Source organism: Pseudomonas putida, from assembly GCF_022627325.1.
Lineage (GTDB): Bacteria > Pseudomonadota > Gammaproteobacteria > Pseudomonadales > Pseudomonadaceae > Aquipseudomonas > Aquipseudomonas putida_X.
On record NZ_JAETZZ010000004.1, the window covers coordinates 171,480 to 194,728 of the forward strand.

The 23,249-nt window shown below is 61.4% G+C and carries 17 protein-coding genes; 3 read left to right on the forward strand and 14 right to left on the reverse strand.

The genetic code is table 11. The features are described 5' to 3' along the window. Window positions 1-169: 169 nt before the first annotated feature. The 5 genes from gcvT to gltS form a co-directional block, all read right to left on the reverse strand. Entirely contained in the window at window positions 170-1,291 is a 1,122-nt protein-coding gene (gene gcvT / locus JNA92_RS08420; protein WP_241804260.1) for a glycine cleavage system aminomethyltransferase GcvT, read from the reverse strand. 28 nt (window positions 1,292-1,319) lie between these two features. Further along, entirely contained in the window at window positions 1,320-2,696 is a 1,377-nt protein-coding gene (locus JNA92_RS08425; protein ID WP_241804261.1) for an L-serine ammonia-lyase, read from the reverse strand. A gap of 148 nt (window positions 2,697-2,844) precedes the next feature. Further along, window positions 2,845-5,700, reverse strand: a complete 2,856-nt coding sequence (gcvP, locus tag JNA92_RS08430) for an aminomethyl-transferring glycine dehydrogenase (RefSeq protein ID WP_241804262.1) — start codon at window positions 5,698-5,700, stop codon at window positions 2,845-2,847. A gap of 11 nt (window positions 5,701-5,711) precedes the next feature. Continuing rightward, window positions 5,712-6,095, reverse strand: coding sequence for a glycine cleavage system protein GcvH (gcvH, locus tag JNA92_RS08435; RefSeq protein ID WP_241804263.1), 384 nt, complete (start codon window positions 6,093-6,095; stop codon window positions 5,712-5,714). A 277-nt stretch (window positions 6,096-6,372) separates the two neighbouring features. Further along, on the reverse strand, window positions 6,373-7,578 hold the full coding sequence (gene gltS, locus JNA92_RS08440) for a sodium/glutamate symporter (protein WP_241804264.1): 1,206 nt from the start codon (window positions 7,576-7,578) through the stop codon (window positions 6,373-6,375). 798 nt (window positions 7,579-8,376) lie between these two features. Between gltS and JNA92_RS08445 the strand changes: the two genes are divergently transcribed. Continuing rightward, on the forward strand, window positions 8,377-10,116 hold the full coding sequence (locus JNA92_RS08445; protein ID WP_241804265.1) for an S-type pyocin domain-containing protein: 1,740 nt from the start codon (window positions 8,377-8,379) through the stop codon (window positions 10,114-10,116). 2 nt (window positions 10,117-10,118) lie between these two features. Then, window positions 10,119-10,400 carry a bacteriocin immunity protein gene (locus JNA92_RS08450; protein WP_241804266.1) on the forward strand — a complete coding sequence of 94 codons (282 nt, stop codon included), beginning with the start codon at window positions 10,119-10,121 and terminating at the stop codon, window positions 10,398-10,400. A gap of 103 nt (window positions 10,401-10,503) precedes the next feature. Here the strand turns inward: JNA92_RS08450 and JNA92_RS08455 are convergent, their stop codons facing one another. The 6 genes from JNA92_RS08455 to arcD (JNA92_RS08480) all read right to left on the reverse strand — a co-directional run bounded on the left by JNA92_RS08455 (window position 10,504) and on the right by arcD (JNA92_RS08480) (window position 17,427). Next, entirely contained in the window at window positions 10,504-12,012 is a 1,509-nt protein-coding gene (locus tag JNA92_RS08455; RefSeq protein ID WP_241804267.1) for a sigma-54-dependent transcriptional regulator, read from the reverse strand. 149 nt (window positions 12,013-12,161) lie between these two features. Further along, window positions 12,162-12,530 carry a DUF5064 family protein gene (locus tag JNA92_RS08460; RefSeq protein ID WP_241804268.1) on the reverse strand — a complete coding sequence of 123 codons (369 nt, stop codon included), beginning with the start codon at window positions 12,528-12,530 and terminating at the stop codon, window positions 12,162-12,164. Between the two features lie 56 nt (window positions 12,531-12,586). Continuing rightward, window positions 12,587-13,516, reverse strand: coding sequence for a carbamate kinase (arcC, locus tag JNA92_RS08465; protein WP_241804269.1), 930 nt, complete (start codon window positions 13,514-13,516; stop codon window positions 12,587-12,589). 119 nt (window positions 13,517-13,635) lie between these two features. Next, window positions 13,636-14,646: an ornithine carbamoyltransferase gene (locus JNA92_RS08470; RefSeq protein ID WP_241804270.1), complete on the reverse strand. Its 1,011-nt coding sequence runs from the start codon at window positions 14,644-14,646 to the stop codon at window positions 13,636-13,638. A gap of 67 nt (window positions 14,647-14,713) precedes the next feature. Next, window positions 14,714-15,967 (reverse strand): arginine deiminase, encoded by a 1,254-nt coding sequence (gene arcA, locus JNA92_RS08475; protein WP_241804271.1) that lies wholly within the window; start codon window positions 15,965-15,967, stop codon window positions 14,714-14,716. Window positions 15,968-15,999: 32 nt separating this feature from the next. Beyond that, window positions 16,000-17,427, reverse strand: coding sequence for an arginine-ornithine antiporter (gene arcD / locus JNA92_RS08480; protein ID WP_241804272.1), 1,428 nt, complete (start codon window positions 17,425-17,427; stop codon window positions 16,000-16,002). A gap of 436 nt (window positions 17,428-17,863) precedes the next feature. Between arcD (JNA92_RS08480) and arcD (JNA92_RS08485) the strand changes: the two genes are divergently transcribed. Next, window positions 17,864-19,291, forward strand: a complete 1,428-nt coding sequence (gene arcD, locus JNA92_RS08485; protein ID WP_241804273.1) for an arginine-ornithine antiporter — start codon at window positions 17,864-17,866, stop codon at window positions 19,289-19,291. Here the strand turns inward: arcD (JNA92_RS08485) and JNA92_RS08490 are convergent. From JNA92_RS08490 to JNA92_RS08500, 3 genes are all read right to left on the reverse strand, one after another. Continuing rightward, complete coding sequence (locus tag JNA92_RS08490; RefSeq protein ID WP_241804274.1) at window positions 19,277-19,684, reverse strand: YbaN family protein; 408 nt, start codon at window positions 19,682-19,684, stop codon at window positions 19,277-19,279. The genes arcD (JNA92_RS08485) and JNA92_RS08490 overlap by 15 nt on opposite strands. 54 nt (window positions 19,685-19,738) lie before the next feature. Continuing rightward, the gene (locus tag JNA92_RS08495; protein ID WP_241804275.1) at window positions 19,739-20,332 is read right to left on the reverse strand and encodes a biliverdin-producing heme oxygenase; all 594 of its coding nucleotides are present in this window, start codon (window positions 20,330-20,332) and stop codon (window positions 19,739-19,741) included. A 249-nt stretch (window positions 20,333-20,581) separates the two neighbouring features. After that, complete coding sequence (locus tag JNA92_RS08500) at window positions 20,582-23,167, reverse strand: TonB-dependent receptor (protein ID WP_241804276.1); 2,586 nt, start codon at window positions 23,165-23,167, stop codon at window positions 20,582-20,584. Window positions 23,168-23,249: the final 82 nt, after the last annotated feature.

Genomic DNA, 23,249 nt, shown 5'->3' on the forward strand with positions numbered 1-23,249 from the left:
CTCCCAAGAAAAAAACAAGCCCTTGATCAGCTGGAAAATCGGGCTTTTTTCGATAACTGGAAAATTCGTCGCAAACGGCATGACGCCTGGCCTGGCGCCATGTTCATAAGTTATGGAGCAGGTTCGAAAACGAATAAGTCGACCTGCCCGCAAACCTCATGTACCGCGTTCAACCGCGATAGTAACGTTGCGCCACAAAAGGCGTTTTGCTGACTTTCAGGGCAACCTTCTTGCCGCGCACCAAGGCAAACAGTGGCGTGTCCAGCGCACCATGTTCGATATCGACATAACCCATGGCCACCGGCGCGCCAAGTGTCGGGCCGAAGCCGCCACTGCTGACGTTGCCCACAGGCTTGTCAGCGGCATCGACAATCTCTGCGCCTTCGCGCACAGGTGTACGTTCCTGTGGCAGCAGGCCCACACGCTTGCGGGCCACGCCTGCTTGCTGCTGGGCAAAGATCACCTCGGCGCCGGGGAAGCCGCCGGCACGCGCCCCTTCGGCACGGCGAACCTTGGACATGGCCCAGAGCAGGCTGGCCTCGACCGGCGTGGTGGTGGTATCCATGTCGTGGCCATACAGGCACAGGCCAGCTTCCAGGCGCAGAGAGTCGCGCGCGCCCAAGCCGATCGGCTGCACCTGCGGATCGGCCAGCAGGTGGCGGGCCAGGGCTTCGGCGGCCTTGGCCGGCACCGAAATCTCATACCCGTCTTCGCCGGTGTAGCCAGAGCGGCTGACGTAGCAGTCTTCGCCCAGCAGGGTGACGGGGCGTACCTGCATAAAGGTCATGCCGGCTACTTCCGGGGCCAGGCGCGCGAGCACGGTGACTGCGGCCGGGCCTTGCAGGGCGAGCAGGGCACGCTCCTCGAACAGTGGCTGAATCTGGCAACGGTCACCGATATGCTGCTGCAGGTGGGCCAGGTCCTGCGCCTTGCAGGCGGCATTGACCACCAGGAACAGCGTGTCGTCGCCCAGGTTGGCAACCATCAGGTCGTCGAGGATGCCACCTTGCTCGTTGGTGAGCATCGCATAGCGCTGCATGCCCACCGGCAGGTCGATGATATCCACTGGCACCAGGCTTTCCAGGGCCTGGGCGGCATCCTTGCCGCGCAGCATGATCTGGCCCATGTGCGAGACATCGAACAGCCCGGCCTGCTCACGGGTGTGCAGGTGCTCCTTGAGTACGCCCAGCGGGTACTGCACCGGCATGTCGAAGCCGGCGAATGGCACCATGCGCGCGCCCAGTTCCAGGTGCAGGGCGTGCAGCGGGGTCTTGTGCAGTGTTTCGGACATCGGTGACTCCTTGGGTTTTGTTGTCGGGTCAACATTCGATGATGTTGACGGCCAGACCGCCGCGGGCGGTCTCCTTGTATTTGCTTTTCATGTCGGCGCCGGTCTGGCGCATGGTACGGATGACCTTGTCGAGCGAGACGTAGTGCTGCCCGTCGCCACGCAGGGCCATGCGCACCGCATTGATGGCCTTGACCGAGCCCATGGCGTTGCGCTCGATACAGGGCACCTGTACCAGCCCACCGATCGGGTCGCAGGTCAGGCCCAGGTTGTGCTCCATTCCGATCTCGGCGGCGTTTTCCACCTGTTGCACGCTACCGCCCATCACCTCGCACAAGGCGCCGGCTGCCATCGAGCAGGCCACGCCGACTTCGCCCTGGCAGCCGACCTCGGCCCCGGAGATCGAGGCGTTTTCCTTGTACAGGATGCCGATGGCCGCGGCAGTCAGTAGAAAACGCACCACGCCGTCTTCACTGGCGCCGGGGACGAAGCGCATGTAGTAGTGCAGTACCGCCGGTACGATGCCCGCTGCACCGTTGGTCGGGGCAGTGACCACGCGCCCGCCGTAGGCGTTTTCCTCGTTGACCGCCAAGGCATAGAGGTTGACCCAGTCAAGTACCGACAACGCATCGCGAAGGTTGGCTTCCGGGTGCTGGCTGAGTTGGCGGTACAGTGCTGGTGCCCGGCGTTTGACCTTGAGCCCGCCCGGCAGGATGCCCTCGTGCCGGTAGCCGGCGGCGACGCAATCCTGCATCACCTGCCAGATCCGCAGCAGACCTGCACGGGTTTCGGCCTCGGGGCGCCAGGCCGCCTCGTTGGCCAGCATCACCTGGCTCACCGAGAGGTGATGGGCGGTGCAGTGCCCGAGCAGTTGCTTGGCGGTCTTGAACGGGTAGGCGAGAACGGTGCTGTCTTCGACGATACGGTCCAGCCCGGCGGCCTCTTCATCGACCACGAAACCGCCGCCTACCGAGTAGTACTCCCGGCTGCGGATTTGCAGGCCGGCCGCGTCGAAGGCGCGAAAGATCATGCCGTTGGGGTGGTAGGCCAAAGGCTTGCGGATCAGCGCCAGGTGCTGTTTCTCAATGAAGGCGATGCTGTGTTCACCGAGCAGGCGCAGGTGGCCGCTTTCACGGATTGCTTGCAGGCGGGCGGGAATGGCTTCGGTGTCGACGGTATCGGGGTGCTCGCCTTCCAGGCCAAGCAATACCGCCTTGTCGCTGCCATGGCCTTTGCCCGTGGCCCCCAACGAGCCATACAGTTCGGCCTTGACGCTGGCGGTGCTGGCCAGCAGGCCGTCGCGGCGCAAGCCTTCGGCGAACCGCGCGGCAGCGCGCATCGGGCCGACCGTGTGGGAGCTGGAGGGGCCGATGCCGATCTTGAACAGGTCGAAGACGCTCAGTGACATGGTGCTTGCTCCAGAGGTATCCGGTTATCCCATTGGGGCTGCTGCGCAGCCCATCGCCGGCAAGCCAGCTGCCACAGGTGCTGCAACCTGCCGCGTGACCTGTGGGAGCCGGCTTGCCGGCGATGGGCCGCGCAGCGGCCCCACGCGGTCAGGCGTCCTGGTAGCTCTCGATCGACGGGCAGGCGCACACCAGGTTGCGGTCGCCGAACACATTGTCGACCCGGCCCACAGGCGGCCAGTACTTGCCTTCCACCAGGCTTGGCAGCGGGTACACCGCCTGTTCGCGGCTGTAGCCGTGGCCCCACTCGCCAGCCAGCTCGGCAGCGGTGTGCGGCGCGTTCTTCAGCGGGTTGTCATCCTTGTCCAGGCTACCGTTCTCCACCGCGCGAATCTCTTCGCGGATCTGGATCATCGCATCGCAGAAGCGATCCAGTTCTTCCTTGGCCTCGCTTTCGGTCGGCTCAATCATCAGCGTGCCGGCCACCGGGAAGGACATGGTCGGGGCATGGAAACCGAAGTCGATCAGGCGCTTGGCCACGTCGTCGACGCTGATGCCGCTGGTGTCCTTGAGCGGGCGCAGGTCGAGGATGCACTCGTGGGCGACCAGGCCATTGCCGCCGGTGTACAGAACAGGATAGTGCTCTTCCAGGCGGCGGGCGATGTAGTTGGCATTGAGGATCGCCATCTGCGAGGCACGCTTGAGGCCGGCACCGCCCATCATGCGGATGTACATCCAGGTGATCGGCAGAATGCTGGCGCTGCCGAACGGTGCGGCGCATACCGCGCCGTCACGGTTGTCCAGTTGCGCGTGGCCGGGCATGAACGGCGCCAGGTGCGACTTGACGCCGATCGGGCCGACGCCTGGGCCACCACCGCCGTGCGGAATGCAGAAGGTCTTGTGCAGGTTCAGGTGCGAGACGTCGCCGCCGAACTTGCCCGGTGCGCACAGGCCCACCATGGCGTTCATGTTGGCGCCGTCGATGTACACCTGGCCGCCGTTGTCGTGAATGATCGCGCAGATCTCGCCGATCGCTTCTTCGAACACGCCGTGGGTCGACGGGTAGGTGATCATGATCGCGGCAAGGCGCTCGCGGTGCTCGATCGCCTTGGCGCGCAGGTCCTCGACATCGACGTTGCCACGCGCGTCACACGCGGTGACCACGACGCGCATACCGGCCATGTGTGCGGTTGCCGGGTTGGTGCCATGAGCCGAGGACGGGATCAGGCAGATGTCGCGATGGCTTTCGCCGCGGCTGCGGTGGTAGGCACGGATGGCCAGCAGGCCCGCGTATTCACCCTGGGAGCCGGCGTTGGGTTGCAGCGACACGGCGTCATAGCCGGTGGCGGCGCAGAGCATGGCTTCCAGCTCGGTGGTCATCTGCAGGTAACCCTGGCTTTGCTCGGCCGGGGCGAACGGGTGCAGGTTACCGAACTCGGCCCAGGTCACCGGGATCATTTCACTGGCGGCGTTGAGCTTCATGGTGCACGAGCCCAGCGGGATCATGCTGCGGTCCAGCGCCAGGTCCTTGTCGGCCAGGCGGCGCAGGTAGCGCATCAGCTCGGTTTCGCTGTGGTAGCGGTTGAACACCGGGTGTTCGAGGATGGCCGACTGGCGCAGCAGGGCGGCAGGCAGACGCGAGCCGGTACTGGCGGCCAGGGCGGCGAAGTCCGGTTGGGCCTGCTGGCCACCGAACAGCTGCCACAGTGCCTCGACGTCAGCCTGGGTGCTGGTCTCGTCGAGCGACAGGCCCAGGTGGGCGGCGTCGATCTGGCGCAGGTTGATGCGCTGGGCGCGTGCCTTGTCGTGCAGGCTTGCGGTAGCGCTGCCGGTGGCCAGGGTCAGGGTGTCGAAGGCGGTCTCGCCGACCACTTGCACGCCGAGGGTTTTCAGGCCGGCAGCGAGGATCGCGGTCAGCGCATGGGTGCGTTCGGCGATGCGCTTGAGGCCCGCAGGGCCGTGGTACACGGCGAACATGCTGGCAATGTTGGCCAGCAGCACCTGGGCGGTGCAGATGTTGCTGGTGGCCTTTTCGCGGCGGATATGCTGCTCGCGGGTTTGCATGGCCAAACGCAGGGCAGTCTTGCCGAAACGGTCGATCGACACACCGACCAGGCGGCCCGGCATGTCACGCTTGAAGGCGTCGCGGGTGGCGAAGTAAGCCGCGTGCGGGCCGCCAAAGCCCAGGGGTACGCCAAAGCGCTGGGCGCTGCCGATGGCCACGTCCGCTTCGAACTCGCCTGGTGGGGTCAGCAGCGTCAGCGCCAGCAGGTCGGCGGCCACGGCGACCAGGGCGTTGGCGGCGTGGAAGCGCTCGACGACTTCACGGTAATCGAACACTTCGCCGTTGCTGGCCGGGTACTGCAGCAAAGCGCCGAAGAAGGCGCTGACATCGCCCAGCTCACGCTCGTCGCCCACCACGATCTCGATACCCAGCGGCTCGGCACGGGTGCGCAGCACGTCGAGGGTCTGCGGGTGGCAGTGCACGGACGCGAAGAAGGCATGGCTGGCCTTGTTCTTCGACAGGCGCTTGCAGAAGGTCATGGCTTCGGCGGCGGCGGTCGCTTCGTCGAGCAATGAGGCGTTGGCGATCGGCAGGCCGGTCAGGTCGCTGACCAGGGTCTGGAAATTGAGCAAGGCTTCCAGGCGGCCTTGGGAGATTTCTGGCTGGTAAGGCGTATAAGCGGTGTACCAGGCCGGGTTTTCCAGCAGGTTGCGCAGGATCGGCGCTGGGGTGTGGGTGTTGTAGTAGCCCTGGCCGATGTAGTTCTTGAACAGCTGGTTTTTACCGGCGATAGCTTTCAGCGCGGCGAGGGCATCGGCCTCGCTCTGGCCGTCTTCGGCGCCCAGTACACTGGTGCCCTTGATGGTGTCGGGGATGACTGCGGCGGTCATCGCCTCCAGCGAGTCGAACCCCAAGGTGGCCAGCATGGCCTGCTCGTCTGCGGCGCGCGGGCCGATGTGGCGGGCGATGAATTCGTTGGCGGTGCCGAGGTTGATGGTCATGGTCGGGCTCCTCAGGCGTCGTCGTTGGCTTTGATCAGGCGGTCGTAGGCGTCCTGGTCGAGCAGGGCTCCGACTTCGCTCATGTCGGCAGGCTTGAAGCGGAAGAACCAGCCTTCGCCCAGCGGATCTTCGTTGACCAGCTCCGGGCTGTCGTTGAGCCCATCGTTGACGGCGACCACTTCACCGGCCAGTGGCATGTACACACCGCTGGCGGCCTTGACCGACTCGACGGTGGAGGCTTCGGCACCTTTGTCGTACTGCTGCAACTCCGGCAGTTGCACGTAGACCACATCGCCGAGGGCGTTCTGGGCGTAGGCGGTGATGCCTACGGTGACGCTACCGTCGGCTTCGACGCGCAGCCATTCGTGATCTTCAGTGAAACGCAACTCGCTCATGGGGAATCCTCGGGAAGCAGGGCGTTGGGCGCGGTGGGTTCGCGCTCTTGGGGTTGCTTTCCCTTAGCAATAATGCGGCCAGCCTTAAAAAATCCTTAAAAAACAGGTAGTTATTGAAATTTCATGGTGGTTGTAAAACGTTTTTGGAATGAAAACGCTACAGTTGCCCAGGCGGGGAAAAGCGTTGGAGGATCAAACCCTTGCGCAGAGTGATCTGCAGAGGTGTGTATTGATTTCAATACATCGTATTGAAATCAATACAGGGTCGAGCGCGGGCTTAGCCGGTCACAAAAAACGGTAATGCCAGATACAGCTTGATGACGATGACATTGATGATGTCGATGAAGAATGCGCCCACCATCGGCACCACCAGAAACGCCAGCTGCGAAGGGCCGAAGCGGTGGGTGACGGCTTGCATGTTGGCGATCGCCGTAGGCGTGGCGCCGAGGCCGAATCCGCAATGCCCCGCCGCCAATACCGCTGCGTCGTAATTGCGGCCCATGACCCTGAAGGTGACGAAGATCGCGAACAGTGCCATCAGCAACGTTTGTGCGGCCAGGATAATCAGGAAAGGCAGGGCCAGTGCCGCCAGGTCCCATAACTTGAGCGACATCAGCGCAATGGCCAGGAACAGCGACAGGCTGACATTGCCCAGCACTGATACTTCGCGTTCGAACACCTTATACACCCCCAGTGCAGAGAGGCCGTTGCGTAACAGGACACCCACAAACAACACGCAAACGAAAGTCGGCAATTCGAACGCAGTGCCCTGCAGTTGGCTATTCAACAACGTGCCACCCAACAGGCTCACCGAGATGAGCGCCAGCGTCTCGATGATTGAGAACGGCGTAATCAGGCGTTCTTTTTCAGGCTCTTCAAAGCCTTTAGGAAAGTGCACGACCGCCTGATTCACGCCGGGTGTCTGCACGCGCTTGATCAACAGCCGGGCGACCGGGCCCCCGATCAGGCCGCCCAGTACCAAACCAAAGGTGGCGGAGGCCAAGGCCAGTTCCGAGGCGGAGGCCAGGCCGTGTTTTTCGCTGAAGATGCTGCTCCAGGCGGCCCCTGTGCCGTGGCCGCCGGACAGCGTGATGGAGCCTGTCAGCAAGCCCATCAACGGGTCCAGCCCCAACGCCCTGGCCAGGCCGATGCCCATGGCATTCTGCACCAGCAGCAAGCCGGTCACCGCGATCAGGAAGATGCCGACCACGCGCCCGCCTTTTTTCAGGCTGGCGAAGTCTGCGCTCAGCCCGATGGTGGCGAAGAACGCCAGCATCAGCGGTGCTTGCAATGAAGTATCGAATTGCACTTGCAGATCGAAACCGCGTAATACCAGCAACATCAGGGCAACGACCAGGCCGCCTGCAACAGGTTCGGGGATATTGTAGGTTCGCAGGATAGCGACACGCGCCACCAGGCCATGGCCCAGTAACAGCACCAGGGAGGCGGCGACCAATGTGCCATAGAAGTCGAGTTCAAGCATGAGAGGCGCTCTCTCCATCAACCAAAAAGAGCGTCATTCTCGCAGCAGTGCTTGTTGAAGTATTGGCTCGCCCTGTAGGGATAGTCTGAAACCTGATCGCGGAAAGTTCTAATCCTTGCCCGGACTACCATGATTTGCGCAACGTGTGCGTCATCGGGTCTGCGATGTTTGCAGCAGTCCCGCTGTTTATCCAGGAAATCAGACGCGGCCGGTAGATCAAATCGTTGTCAGCTCGCATTCAAATGATCGGACATTACAAATGCTACCGTCTACCCAAATCGATACGCATCAGATTAGTCATGTGCTTTTAGTGCAGGAAGAAGCATGGTGCCGGCCGATCATGCAGTGTTTCCCTATGATGGAATAGTTACCTATCTTTAATAGGCAGGTGGTTGGGGTAAGTATCTGTGTATCAGTTATTTGTTCCTTGCTTGTAGGATTTGTCTATTTTCAGATGCTCATCTCCTTTTTCTTGATCTGGCGTATTAGGCTCGGTGCTGCGGTGCAACACTTTGTGCATTTTGTTGAGGGTGGTTGGGGAGTTGGCTAAGCCACTTTTCTCGGTTTTGCTCGCCCTGAAATTTATCAATAGCAATCGCAAGTGTTGTGGCGGGCGCATCCGAGGCTAATGAGAGTTTATCAAGGAGATATAATGGCCCGAAAAAAAGACAAGTCATATTGCCGCCAACCTATGTCGGGGCTCAACCTTCACGCCCTGGGGCTTCTGCTCCTGGAGGCGGCGTCGCCAATCATGTGGGACCGATTTTGGACGGGTTTAAGATATCAGCCGCTGGCGCAATGAAAATCGCTGATGAGGCAGCCAGGGTCGTTTATCTTAAAAGCTTATCTGCACTGGTTGGCCGGCTTGAGCAAGAAATCGCTGTTATACGTAAGGAACGGGGTAGCGGTCAGCGGTCACCAATCGAAAGCCTCCAGGAAGATATCGCTGCTCGGTCAGTCTTTTTGGGTCGAAAAATAGCAGATCTGGAGCTGCAGCGAACACGGGCGAATAGTTATTACGGGGGTTCTCCGTTTGGAAGGAAGGCTGAGGAATATGCCCAGGCTACCTTCAAGAATATTGCAACAGGTCTTATCAAAATAGCGAGTGCTCAAGAAGCTCTCAATGCTGCGTATCGTGCCGCTTATATGGTGCAGTTGCGAGAAGCCGAAATACCGATGCTTCAAGCGCAAATAGCAACGCTGCAACAAGCTCTTCACACTGGGCAGGAGCAACTCGGAGCGGAAGCTGAGGCCCACGCTCGGGCCAAGGTAGAGGCAGAGGCAGAAGCTGCGGCTCGGGCCAAGGCAGAGGCAGAAGCTGCGGCTCGTGCCCAGGCGGAGGCAGAAGCTGCAGCTCGAGATCAGGCAGAGGCCCGTGCCGAAGCTGAAGCGCATGTTAAAGCCCAAGAGGCGGCTGAGAGGGCGTTGGCAGAGCAAGCCATGCGCCAAGCCAACACTTATAAAGCGCTGCTATCTGAGGTAGCGGCAAAGCCAGCCATCGTCATGGCTACGGCAGCGGCTCCAGTGCTAGAGGCTGGTGTAGCACTGGGTACGGCCATTCGCTCAGCCGTCGCATCGTTGAGTGTCGCTTCGATCGAAGCTGTGGCTGGGCCTTTCCTCGTGGGTACCTTCGCACTGCTCTACGCCCCCAAACTGGGGAATGGGGAGTTACCAGACAACTATGTCCTGACCTCGCCGCTGACCGACCTGACGGTTGAATTGAATCCTGCATCTCAAGCTGCCGCCCTTGAGCTTGGCACGGTCGATCTTCCAGTGCGGATGGGCGACAAGCGCGAGCAAGTCGGGTCTATCGAGCTGTTCGCCGCCCGCACCGGGGGGGCCGTCATTCCTTCCACAGTGCCGGTACTGGCGGCAGCGTATGACGCCCCAAGCGGTCAGTACACCGTCACCACCGGTGACATACCGTCCAGAACACTGACATGGACGCCCGCAGTCGAGCCGCAGGACAGCTCGACAACCTTACCAGCGACTCCTCCATCTGGAGCGGCACTGGTTGGACCGACGCTCGAGCCACTTGAGGGCCGGCTCGACATTTACCCTGAGCTGCAAGATTTTGGGTTCGATGACTACGTCATCATTTTCCCCGCCGATTCGGGATTGCCGCCGCTTTATGTGATGTTCAAAAGCTCGCGGAATAAACCGGGGGTTGTGTCGGGTAACGGAGTATTGCACAAAGGCCCGCTGCTGGTTGAAGACAGTGAGAATGGGGCCGCTATACCGACTTCGATTGCCGATCAGTTACGAGGGAAAAGCTTTAGTAGTTTTGATGCGTTCCGAAGACAGCTCTGGAAAGTAATTGCAGATAGTTCCTACTCTGATCAGTTTGATGAGGCTGCCTTGTACATGATGCGTAAAGGCTTGGCCCCCCTCGCTTCCGCATCTGAGCAAGTGGGGGGTAGAATTAAGTACGAAATTCATCATAAAATAAAGATTGTGGAAGGGGGTGCTGTTTACGATGTGGATAATATCGTTATCTTGTCTCCGAAATTTCATATAAATATTCACAGGAAAGGGTGAGCGTGGTGAAGGAAATATCTGACTATACTGAAGCTGAATTCTTGAGTTTTGTGTTGGGAATATATACTGCCAATTCAGAGCTTTATCCTACTGAGCGCGCACATACTAAAGCGATACTGGAGTTCAAGCGATTGTCTGGACACCCGCTTGGAACTGACCTCATGTATTATCCAACCAAGCATGGGTTGAAGGACTCTCCTGAGGAAGTTGTGCGCGTCGTTAAGGAGTGGAGGGCTGCGCAGGGCCTGCCGGGTTTTAAGGCTGAACAGCAGTCTAGCGAATGACTTAGACTTAGCAATTCAGGTGGTGTTGCTAGCGTTCGCAATACCACCTGAGTTATGTATCTGCCATCAAATAAGGGTTTTGTCAGGTTGATGGCGTGAATACTCAACTTTTGCTACGAATTCCGTATTTGCGCAACCGCTGGGCGATGGCCGTATGCGAAGTCTGCAGTCTTCCCGCCAACTGCCGGGTCGAGGGATAACTGGCATACAACCGCTGCAGCAGTTCACGCTCGAAATCACCCACTGCCTGCTCAAGGCTGCCCACCTCACCATCCTGCCCGCGCGCTACCGAGGTACCGGCAATGTCGAGGTCGCCGATATCCACCAGGTTGCTTTCACAGATGGCCGCCGCGCGGAATATCACGTTCTGCAACTGGCGCACGTTGCCCGGCCAAGGGTTGGCCAGCATCGCCGAGTGGGCAGCTGGGGTCAGGCGGCAGGCGGGGCGCTGGATCTGCGTGCAGGCCTGCTGCATGAAGTAGTGCGCGAGCATCAGGATGTCCTGGCCGCGGTCACGCAGTGGCGGCACCTGCAGGTTGAGCACGTTGAGGCGGTAGAACAGGTCTTCGCGGAACGTGCCCTCGGCAACCATGCGTTCCAGGTCGCGGTGGGTGGCGCTGATGATGCGCACATCGACCTTTACCTCGCGGTCGCCGCCCACGCGGCGGAAGCTGCCATCGCTGAGAAACCGCAGCAGTTTGGCCTGCAGGTACGGCGACATCTCGCCAATCTCGTCGAGAAACACCGTGCCCTGGTTGGCCAGCTCCATCAGCCCGGGCTTGCCACCCCGTTGGGCGCCGGTGAAGGCGCCGGGGGCATAGCCGAACAGCTCGCTCTCGGCCAGGCTTTCGGGCAGCGCGGCGCAGTTTAGGGCCAGGAAAGGCGCCGCTTGGCGGCTGCTGATGGCATGGCAGGCACGGGCCACCAGCTCCTTGCCGGTGCCGGTCTCGCCATTGACCAGCAGGGGCGCATCCAGGGCCGCTACCCGCAGGGCGCGGGCCTTGAGGGTGCGGATCGCCGGGGACTCGCCGAGCAACCCATCAAAGCCCTCTGCATGGTCGTGGTGCAGGGCCGACAGGCGTTCGCCCATGCGGTTGGGCGGGTACAGGGTCAACAGGCCACCGGCGTTGGTGATGGGCGTAGCGTCCAGCAGCAGGCTCTGGCCGTTGAGCTGCATCTCGCGCATCGGCAGATGGAAGTTGTTGTCCAGCAGGGCCTGCAGCAGGCCGGGGTCACCGAACAGCTCGCCAACAGACCGCCCCGCTGACTCACGCCCGCACAAGGCGATCAACGCGGGGTTGGCCAGCAGCACCAAGCCTGCGCTGTCGACGGCCAACACCGGGTCACTCATGGCGGCCAGCAGGGCATCGAGCTGCAGGTGGCGGCGCTGGCCGGGGAGGATGTCGACCACGTCTACCGACTGCACGCCATGTACCTCGAACAGCGCGTCGTGCAGTTCTTCGAGCACGGCTGGGCTCAGGGTTGGGGCGTCGATATAGACGTTCGGTGGGACCATCTCCACGGCGTCCAGGTTGAGGTTGCGGGCACCGAGCAGGGCGAGGACTTCCTGGGTGATGCCGACGCGGTCGATGAAGCTGACGTGGATGCGCATGGGGAGGCGGGGGTCATGGCCGGGGAGGGCGGTAGTATGCCTTGGGATCAGGGTCGAACCCAATCGCCGGCACGCCGGCTCTCACAGATGCCCCGCTTTTCTGAGGCTCGGCGGGGTGCCTGTGGGGGCCGGTTTGCCGGCGATTGGCTTCACTCTAAATGTTCAGGCTTGATCGGATCGCCGGACTTCACATCCAGTTTGGCGCGGATGTCCTCGAACATCTGGTCGTAGATCTTGTGCGGTGAACTGAGCGTTTCAAATTTCTTGGGTGGTGTGAGGTGATTCTGCGCCTTGCGGCTGAGCACCATCAAAAAGCTCGGCAAGACCTGGTCTTTGGCCAGGAAGAACGTTTCATCCACCGGTTTGCCCTCGATGCTTCCATGCAGGCGAAACTGCACACCTCGGCCTTCCTTGGGATCCTGGGTCGCTTCGTACTCGATGTTGAGGTCGTAGCTGTGGTCATGGGTATTCAGCGCAGTGCGCTCGATATGCACGTGACCAGGTTCGAACTGGGCCATGGCGGAATCCTCCGAAGGGTCGAAAATGGCGGGCGGCCTGCGCCCGCCTACTGCAGTCAACGGTAGCTGATGCCTGGCTTGGCGGTTGAAACACGGGTGCCGGCGGTGCCTTTGACGATATCCTCGATATTCTCCAGCGAGCTGATCACCGCGACCTTGCCGGTGGCGCGGGCGAAATCGCTGGCGGCCTGCACCTTCGGCCCCATGGAGCCGGCGGCGAAGCCCAGGCGTTCGAGTTCGTCGGGGTGGGCCTGGGCAATGGCTTGTTGCGTGGGCTTGCCCCAGTCGATATAAGCCGCATCGACGTCAGTGGCGATTATCAGCAGGTCGGCTTCCAGTTGCTCGGCCAGCAGCGCCGAGCACAGGTCCTTGTCGATGACCGCTTCGATGCCTTTGAGCTTGCGGTTTTCATCGTACATGGTGGGGATGCCGCCACCGCCGGCGCAGATCACGATGCTGTTTTTTTCCAGCAGCCACTTGATCGGGCGGATCTCGAAGATGCGCTTGGGTTTGGGGCTGGCCACCACGCGGCGGTACTTGTCGCCGTCGGCCTTGACCACCCAGCCTTTTTCCTTGGCCAGGCGTTCGGCTTCTTCCTTGCTATAGACCGGGCCGATGAACTTGGTAGGGTCCTTGAAGGCCGGATCGTTGGCATCGACCTCGACCTGGGTCAGCAGGGTGGCGAACGGCACTTCGAACGCCAGCAGGTTACCCAGCTCCTGTTCGATCATGTAGCCGATCATGCCTTCGGTTTCGGCACCAAGTACGTCCAGCGGGTAGGCTTCATCAGGTTTGTACGACAGGGCCTGCAATGACAGCAAGCCAACCTGGGGGCCGTTACCGTGGGCGATGACCAGCTCGTTGCCGGGGTGAATCTTGGCGATCTGCTCGGTGGCGGTGCGGATATTGGCGCGCTGGTTGTCAGCGGTCATGGGCTCGCCGCGACGCAGCAGGGCGTTGCCGCCCAATGCAACAACGATACGCATGGGAATGTCCTTGTGTGGGCAGCTTCAAGCGCCAAGCTACAAGCTCAAGATGAGGCGGGCTGCAGTCATGTGCCGCTGTTCTTGCAACTTGGAGCTTGAGGCTTGCAGCTATTCAGCGTTTAGAGATCAGCCAGGGTCGACACCAGGATCGCCTTGATCGTGTGCATGCGGTTTTCCGCCTGTTCGAAAGCGATGCAGGCGGGCGACTCGAACACGTCGTCGGTCACTTCGATGCCATTGGCCAGGTCCGGGTACTGTTCGGCGATCTGCTTGCCGACCTTGGTCTCGGAATTGTGGAACGCCGGCAGGCAGTGCATGAACTTGGTCCGCGGATTGCCGGTGGATTTCATCAGTTCCGTGTTCACCTGATAGGGTTTGAGCTGCTTGATGCGCTCGCCCCAGGCTTCGATCGGCTCACCCATCGACACCCAGACGTCGGTGTGCACGAAGTCCACACCTTTGACCGCGGCTTTCGGGTCCTCGGTCAGGGTGATGCGTGCACCGCTTTCCTCCGCGTACTTCTTGCAGCGCTCGACCAGGTCGTCATGCGGCCACAGCGCTTTGGGCGCAGCGATACGCACGTCCATACCGAGCTTGGCGCCGATCAGCAGCAGCGAGTTGCCCATGTTGTTGCGGGCGTCGCCCAGGTAGGCATAGCTGATGTCGTGCAGCGGCTTGTCGCTGTGCTCACGCATGGTCAGCACGTCGGCGATCATCTGGGTAGGGTGGTACTCGTCGGTCAGGCCATTGAACACCGGCACCCCAGCGAACTTGGCCAGCTCTTCGACGATTTCCTGCTTGAAGCCGCGATACTCGATGGCATCGTACATACGCCCCAGTACCCGGGCGGTGTCCTTCATGCTTTCTTTGTGGCCGATCTGCGAAGAGTTGGGATCGATGTAGGTGACGTTGGCACCCTGGTCATAAGCGGCCACTTCGAAGGCGCAGCGGGTGCGGGTCGAGGTTTTCTCGAAGATCAGGGCGATGTTGTTGCCCTTCAGATGCTGCTGCTCGGTTCCGGTGTACTTGGCACGCTTGAGGTCGCGGGACAGGTCCAGCAGGTACTTCAGCTCGCGGGTGGTGTGGTGTTCCAGGCTGAGCAGGTTGCGGTTGTGAATGTTGAACGCCATGGTGATTCTCCTTGAGTTCGGTAATCGGCCCGGCCACCGCCTTGTGGGGCAGCAGGGAAAATGGTCGTTAGTAATCGATGGGGTCACGCACGATCGGGCAGGTCATGCAGTGGCCGCCGCCACGGCCCCGGCCAAGCTCGCCGGCACTGATGGTGATGACCTCGATGCCAGCCTTGCGCAGCAAGGTGTTGGTGTAGGTGTTGCGGTCGTAGCCGATGACCACGCCAGGCTCCATCGCCACCACGTTGTTGCCGTCATCCCACTGTTCGCGCTCGGCGGCGAAGCTGTTGCCGCCGGTCTCGACCACGCGCAGCTTTACCCCCAGTTGCTCGCCCACCACTTCGATGAACGACTTGTTCTCGCGGCGCACGTCCATGCCGTAGGGCTTGCTTTCGTCCGGCCGGATGATGAACGGCACGATTTCTTTCACCACCTCGGGGAAGATTGTCACCAGGTCGCGGTCGCAGAAGCTGAAGACGGTGTCCAGGTGCATCGCCGCGCGGGATTTCGGCAGGCCGGCAACGATGACCTTCTCCACTGCGCCCTTGGCGAACAGGTTCTGCGCCAGCTGCCCGATGGCCTGGCGTGAAGTGCGCTCGCCCATGCCGATCAGCACGATGCCTTTGCCGATCGGCATCACGTCACCGCCTTCAAGGGTGGCGTTGCCGTGTTCTTTGTCCGGGTCGCCGTACCAGACCTGGAAGTCGGCACCGGTGAACTGCGGGTGGAATTTGTAGATGGCGGTCGTCAGCAGCGTTTCCTGGCGTCGTGCCGGCCAGTACATCGGGTTCAGCGTAACCCCGCCGTAGATCCAGCAGGTGGTGTCGCGGGTGAACTGGGTGTTCGGCAGCGGTGGCAGAATGAAGCTGGAGTGGCCCAGGTAGTCGTTGTACATCTTGACCACGTCGGCGCCCTCGCTTTGCGGCAGGTCCTGGCCGGCCACACCGCCGATCAGAAACTCGGCGAGGTGGCGCGGCTCCAGGCCTTCGAGCCAGCTGCGCACTTCGTTGGTCAGCCCCACACCTACGGTGTCAGGGGTGATCTTGCGGTCAAGGATCCACTTCAGCGCGTCTTTGTTCTGCACGATATCGGTCAGCAGGTTGTGCATCTCCAGCACATCCACGCCGCGCTCGCGCATCTTGGTGACGAAGTCGAAATGGTCGCGTTTGGCCTGGTCGACCCAGATCACATCATCGAACAGCAGTTCGTCGCAGTTGCTCGGGGTCAGGCGCTTGTGCGCAAGCCCTGGGGCGCACACCATTACCTTGCGCAGTTTGCCGGCTTCGGAGTGCACACCGTACTTCTGTTTTTCAGCGGACATGGTTCTTTCCTCCAATTGAACGATGACGTGGGTCACAGGGTCAGGAAGCCGTCATACAGGCCATAGGCCGCCACCAGGGCGCCGATGACCACAGCCGCGAAGATCAGTTTTTCCACGTTGGTGAAGATCGGTTGGCCAATTTCACGCTTGGCCTTGGCGAACAGGATGACCCCAGGGGCATACAGCAAGGCCGAGAGCAGCAGGTACTTCATGCCGCCTGCATACAACAGCCAGATGGCGTAGATCAGTGCGATGGCGCCGATGAGCAGGTCTTTATTGCGTTCGCTGGCGGCCTGCTCGTAGGTTTCACCGCGCATGGCCAGCAAGAAGCCATAGGCTGCCGACCACAGGTAGGGCACCAGAATCATCGAGGTGGCGAGGTAGATCAGTGACAGGTAAGTGCTGGCGGAGAACAGTGTGATCACCAGGAAGATCTGCACCATGGCATTGGTCAGCCACAGGGCGTTGGCCGGCACCTGGTTGGCATTTTCGCGGCGCAGGAACTCCGGCATGGTGTGGTCTTTGGCTGCGGCGAACATGATCTCGGCGCACAGCAGCACCCACGACAGCAGTGCGCCGAGCAGCGAGATGATCAGGCCGACGCTGATCAGCACCGCGCCCCAATGGCCAACCACGTGCTCCAGCACGGCCGCCATCGACGGGTTTTGCAGTTTGGCCAGTTCCGGTTGAGTCATCACACCCAGCGACAACACGTTGACCAGCACCAGGAACAGCAACACGGTGATGAAGCCGATGACCGTGGCCTTGCCGACGTCGGCGCGTTTTTCCGCTCGCGAGGAGAAAATGCTCGCACCCTCGATGCCGATGAACACCCAGACGGTGACCAGCATCATGTTGCGCACCTGGTTCATCACGCTGCCCAGTTCCGGCGTACCGGTGGCCCAGATGTCAGCGGTGAAGATGTCGAGCCGGAAGGCGAACAGGCAGATCAGCGCGAACAGCACCAGCGGCACCACCTTGGCAACGGTGGTGACCAGGTTGATGAACGCCGCTTCCTTGATGCCGCGCAGGACCAGGAAATGCACTGCCCACAGCAGCACCGATGCGCCGATGATGGCGGCCGGGGTGTTGCCTTCGCCGAAGATGGGGAAGAAGTAGCCTAGGGTGCTGAACAGCAGCACGAAGTACCCGACGTTGCCCAGCCAGGCACTGATCCAGTAGCCCCAGGCCGAGGAGAAGCCCATGTAGTCACCGAAGCCGGCCTTGGCGTAGGCGTATACCCCGCCGTCCAGATCAGGCTTGCGATTGGCCAGGGTCTGGAACACGAAGGCCAGGGTCAGCATGCCCACTGCGGTGATTGCCCAGCCGATCAGTACGGCGCCAACGCCTGCGCTCGCGGCCATGTTTTGCGGCAACGAGAATATACCGCCACCAATCATCGAACCGACGACGAGTGCAACGAGTGCGCCAAGTTTAAGTTTTCCGGAAGAATCAGACATTTAACAACTCCATACCAGGAGAACGTTGACGACAGAATAAAACCGTCGCCGTGGCCATGATCTGACATGGATCAGTTCATGGCGTTGTGAAGTAGGAAATTTCCTTCACTTGACTCCTGGAGCGTGCCGACAGCCCTGTTGCAGGCCCTGTACCCTGGCACCTCCATGTACAACCAAAGCAAACGCCGTGTTCAACCTGCGAACTCTGACGCTAGTCGCTTTTGCAGTTTTCGCAAACTTTTCTCAACAAATCCCAGGGGGGATCGAGGGATTAAAGTTGCACGTCGGACAAGCGCTTATCTGGGGTGGCTGGTATAGACAAAAGAGTTATGAGTGCTATAGCTTTAATGGCTTTGTCTATTATAAGCAGCCGTATTCATATACTGATAAAGCTGTTTCAGCGGTATGACAACACGAACGACAGACGGGGAATCGCATGAGCGAACCAGGACAGAAACTGCGCCTAGGCGCGTTGATAGCACTGGTGGTCGGTTCGATGATCGGCGGCGGTATATTCTCGTTGCCACAGAACATGGCCGCGCGCGCGGATGTCGGTGCCGTGCTGATTGGTTGGGGTATCACGGCGGTGGGCATGCTGGCGCTGGCCTTCGTGTTCCAGACCTTGGCCAACCGCAAGCCTGAGCTGGACTCAGGGGTGTATGCCTATGCCAAGGCAGGGTTTGGCGATTACATGGGCTTTTCGTCAGCGTGGGGGTACTGGATCAGCGCCTGGCTGGGCAACGTGGGGTACTTCGTGCTGCTGTTCAGTACCCTTGGCTTCTATTTTCCGGTGTTCGGTGAGGGCAATACGCCCATTGCCATCGGCTGTGCCTCGTTGCTGCTGTGGTCGGTGCACTTTCTGGTGCTGCGTGGCATCAAGGAGGCGGCGTTCATCAACCAGGTGACCACCGTGGCCAAGGTGGTGCCGCTGCTGATCTTCATCGTCATTGCCGCCTTCGCCTTCCGCGCCGACATCTTCACTCGGGATATCTGGGGCGTGAGCAACCCGCAGTTCGGCAATGTGCTGGACCAGGTGCGCAACATGATGCTGGTCACCGTATTCGTGTTCATCGGCATCGAAGGCGCCAGCGTCTATTCGGGGCGGGCGCTGCGCCGGACGGATGTGGGCAAGGCCACGGTGATCGGTTTTCTCGGGGTACTGGCGCTGCTGGTGCTGGTCAACGTGCTGTCGCTGGGGGTGATGACCCAGCCGGAACTGGCCGGCTTGCAGAACCCCTCACTGGCCTCGGTGCTTGAGCACATCGTCGGGCCATGGGGCGCGTTGCTGATCAGCATCGGCCTGGCAGTTTCGCTGCTTGGCGCCTTGCTCTCCTGGGCGCTGCTGTGTGCCGAAATCCTCTTCGCCACGGCCCGGGACAAGACCATGCCGCGCTTTTTGGCCAAGGAAAATGCCAACCATGTGCCGGCCAATGCCCTGTGGCTGACCAACTGCATGATCCAGGGGTTCTTGCTGATCACCCTGGTTTCGGCGGGTACCTACACCAGCCTGATCTACCTGGCGTCGTCGATGATCCTGGTGCCGTACCTGTGGTCGGCTGCCTATGCGGTGCTGTTGGCGCTGCGCGGGGACAGTTATGCCGGGCAGGAGGCGCTGCGCCGCAAGGACCTGTTGGTGGCGTTGGTGGCGCTGTTGTATGCGGTGTGGCTGCTGTATGCCGGCGGGCTCAAGTACCTGCTGCTCTCGGCATTGCTGTACGCGCCAGGGGTGATCCTGTTCGCCCGGGCCAAGCGTGAGCAAGGCCAGGTGCTGTTCACCACGTGGGAGAAGGTGATCTTTGCCGCGGTGCTGATTGGCGCGGCCCTGGCCGCTTATGCGCTGTATTCAGGGCTACTGAGCCTGTGACGCAGGCGGGCATGCCTGCTCTGGCCGTGACCAGATCCACAGGTTGCCCAGGGCCATGCCGGCGATGGCCAGAAACACCGGCCAGTGATGGTCGAGGAAGGCCAGCATCAGGCCAGCGCACAGCAGCATGCTGAGGGTTGCGCTGACCTTCGCCCGGCGTTGGATGACCTTGCCATTGCGCCAGTTGAACAGGATGGGCCCGAACAGCCTGTGGTTCTCCAGCCATGCCGACAGGCGCGGCGAGCTGCGTGTCGCTGCCCAGGCAGCCAGGAGGATGAACTCGGTGGTCGGCAGGCCTGGAATGACGATGGCGACCAGGCCGATACCCAGGCTCACGTAAGCCAGGATGCCATAGAGCAGGCGCGAAAGTTTCGAGCGGGCAGGTCGGGTCATGGTCTCACTGCAGAAAACGGTCCGGCCACCGGAAGGGCGGCCGGGTAGAGCATATCAGGCCAGCGCGCTGTCGGCGGCGTAGGCATGTTTGAGCAGTTCGGTGAAGCGCTCGAAGGCGGACACTGCGCCGCGCTCGGCTGCAGCGTCGTCTTCGGCAGACAGCGCCAGGCCATCGAGGGTTCGGATGAACTGCTTCCAGCCTTCGGCGCGGCCTCCGGCCGGTTCGCCCAGGTGGCGTGCGCCAAAGCTGTCGGACAGCCCCAGGGCCACGGCCCGTTTGATCAGAAATGCGGCGCCCAGTTTGGAGCCTTCGGAGACGAAGATCCAGCCCAACGCCTCTGCCAGGCTTGGGGCGCGCAAGGCGCCGGGTACTGCAGCCGGTACTTCGGTGTTGAGGTCTGCCAGGTCCAGGCGGGCTTGTTCGGCGCGGCAGCGCTGGGCCAGGTCAGGCACGATGGCGATCAGTTTCGGGTCGTTGTACAGGGCCTGCAGTTCGGATTGGAACAGGTACTGGGCGACGACGAAGCGGGCGAAACTCTCGCGGCTGTCGAACGGCGCATGCGATTTGACCAGCGCATCGAGCTCGGTGTGCGGTGCGTGGGTGACCTGGTTGAGACGTTGCGAGCGCAGGGCTGGGCGGTCGGTCATGGTGTTTCCTTGGGAATGGGTGGCGTCTAGGGACAAGACGAAACAGCGGCGTGAGGACAGTAAAAATAACTGGGCGTTGTGTTGTGATTTCCGGCCCTATCGCCGGCAAGCCGGCTCCCACTGGGATCGCGCCAGCTTTTAGACATTGAGCAAGACAGTTGCTCCCATAGGTACAGCGCAGTTCTTCAGCCTTGCGCGCTGCCTGGGGAGCCGGCTTGCCGGCGATAGGGCCAGTACCGATCAGCTCAGTCAGATATCCCACACCACATTGATGGCGAAGTTGCGCCCTGGCATGGTCAGGCGGTCGAGGTTGGCCGGCTGGGTCACGCCCGCCTCACCCTGGCCGTCGTAGCCGCGCACCGAATCCCACTGCCAGTATTTCTTGTCGGTCAGGTTGTACAGCCCAGCGTTGACCGTTACGTCGTCGGTCACCTTGTAGAAACCGCTCAGGTCCAGCACGCCGTAGCCAGGGGTACGGAACTGCGAGCTCTGTCCGTCCGGGGCGAAGAACGTAGTGTCGTCGACGCGGGTCTTGCGCTTGACCAGGGTCCAGCTCAACAGACCACCGTAATTGGGCTGCTCATACCCCAGGCCGAACACGCCGGTCAGTGGGTTGACGCTGTTCAGCGGCTGGCCGTTGTCGTCGTTGCGGCCGTGGGCGTACGCGATCGAGCCTTGGGTGTAGAGCCCCTCCGGAGCACCGAAATGGTCGAGGTTGAGGCGGCCTTTGACCTCTGCGCCCTTGATGGTGGCGTGCTTGATGTTGTTGGCCTGGAAGGTGGTTTCCAGGTTGGCCGACTGCACGGCGTCTTCGTCGATGAAGTCGCGGTACTTGTTGTAGAACACCGCAGCGCTGAAGTTACCGGCGTCGAAGTTGCCGCGCAGGCCGGTCTCGTAGCTCTTGCTCTTCTCCGGCTCAAGCCCGGGGTTGCCCTGCACGCTGTAGCCCAGTGTCGGGTTCTCGAAGCGGCCGTACATCGACTTGGCAGTCGGTGTGCGGAAGCCTTCGGCGTATTGGCCGTACCAGGTGTAGTTTTCGTTGAAGGCGTAGGTCAGGCCGAACTTGGGCGACAAGCGGTGCCACTTCTTGTCCGAATCATCGAGGCTGCCAGGTGCGGCTCCGGAGCCTTGGATGCCCCGCAGGAATTCGTCGGTGAATTTCGGCTCCATGCGCGTGTAGTCGTAGCGGGCACCGGGCAGGAAGGTCCAGTTGTTCCAGCGGATCTCATCCTGCACGAACAGGCTGTAGGTGTTGATGGTCGGGTCCGGGAAATCGCTGACCAGGGCCTGGCCGTCGCGCGAGCTGTCCTGGCCGATGGCGGTGCAGGTACCACCAATGGCCACACAGGTGCCGGAGCCGCTGCGTGAGCCGGTCACTTCTTCATGCTTTATGGTGGTGCCGTAGGTCAGCAGGTGATCGGTCTGGCCGATGCTGAAAGCTTTGTCCAGCTGGGCATCGAACACCCATTGGCGGTCCTTGTAGGTGGTCTGGCGGTCGCGCAGCACCTGCCGCCCCGACGCGACATACAGCTCATCGGTACGCTGGTCGGTCTTGGCGATCTGGTAGTTCAGGCTCCATTTCACGTGGTCGGCGACCAGGCTGTCGAGGCCGAACTCGTGGTTGATGCCGAAGCGCTCGCGGGTGACGGTGTCGTTGCCCTGGCGCGTGCGGTAGGCGTTCATGGCAGCAAAGCCTGGAATGAACGGCCCTCCCACGGCGCTGAGGATGTTCTGGTCGCGGTCGTCCTTGTAGCGCTCATAGGTCAAGCCAAAGCGTGCGTCGTCGGCGTAGTTCCAGCCCAGCTTGGCCAGCACGTTGGTGGTGCGCACATCTTCCGGGTTGGCTTCGGTGCGTGACAGCCCGGTGCCGCCGTGTTCGCCATACGATTCGGTTTCGTGGCCATTGCGCTGGCTCACATGCAGCAGGCCGTCGAAGTCGCCCTGGCGGCCGGCCACGGTGGCAGAGGTCAGCCAACTATCGTCGGCCGAGCTGTAGCCGGTCTTCAGGCGCGCGCCCACATCCCTGCCGGGCTTGATGATGTCGTCCGGGTCGAGGGTGAAGTAGCTCACCGCGCCACCGATGGCGTTGCTGCCATACAGCACCGAGGCCGGGCCGCGCAGGATCTCCACGCGCTTGACGATTTCCGGGTCGACGTAGTTGCGCTGCGTCTGGGCGTAGGGGCCGTAGAAGAAGCTGTCGGGGATCGACACACCGTCGATCTGGGTGAGGATGCGTTCGCCGTCGATACCGCGGATGTTGTAGCCGTTCAGGCCACTGCGCTGGCCAACGCCGCCGACCGACACGCCAGGCTCGTAGCGCACCAGTTCCTGGATGTCATTGACGTTCTGCCGGTCCAGCTGTTCGCGGGTCTGCACGCTCACGGTGCTGGGTACCTGGCTGACATCCTGAGCGCTGCGAGTCGCGCTGACGGTCATTTGCTGCAGGGCAATGGCGTTGCCCGCCTGACGCTCCAGCACCACATTACCGTTGCTGATCTTGCGATAGCCCAGGCCGGTACCTTGCAGCAGTTGTTTCAGCGCTGCTTCCGGAGGCAGCGAGCCGCGGACGCCTGGCGAATCCACACCCTCGGCCAGTTCGGCGCTGAAGCCCACCTGCCAGCCGGTCACCTGGCTGAAGGCATTGACGGCCTCGACCAGGGGCTGCTGGGCGATGCTGAAGCGGTAGCCGCCCATATGCGGGGTTGTTGCCTGCGCAGGTTCCGCGGCCAGCGCCGGGAGGCCGCAGGCGCCACTGGCGAGCAGGGCCAGGGTCAGCAGGGACAGTTGGCCGGTACGGCGGGGAAGGTGGGACGGGCGAGTTGGACCTGTGGACATCGAAAGCGCTCCCTGACGCGCGAACTGTTATAGGTGATTACCGTTCCTGTTTTCAAACAAGAATCAGTTGCATTGGCTATAA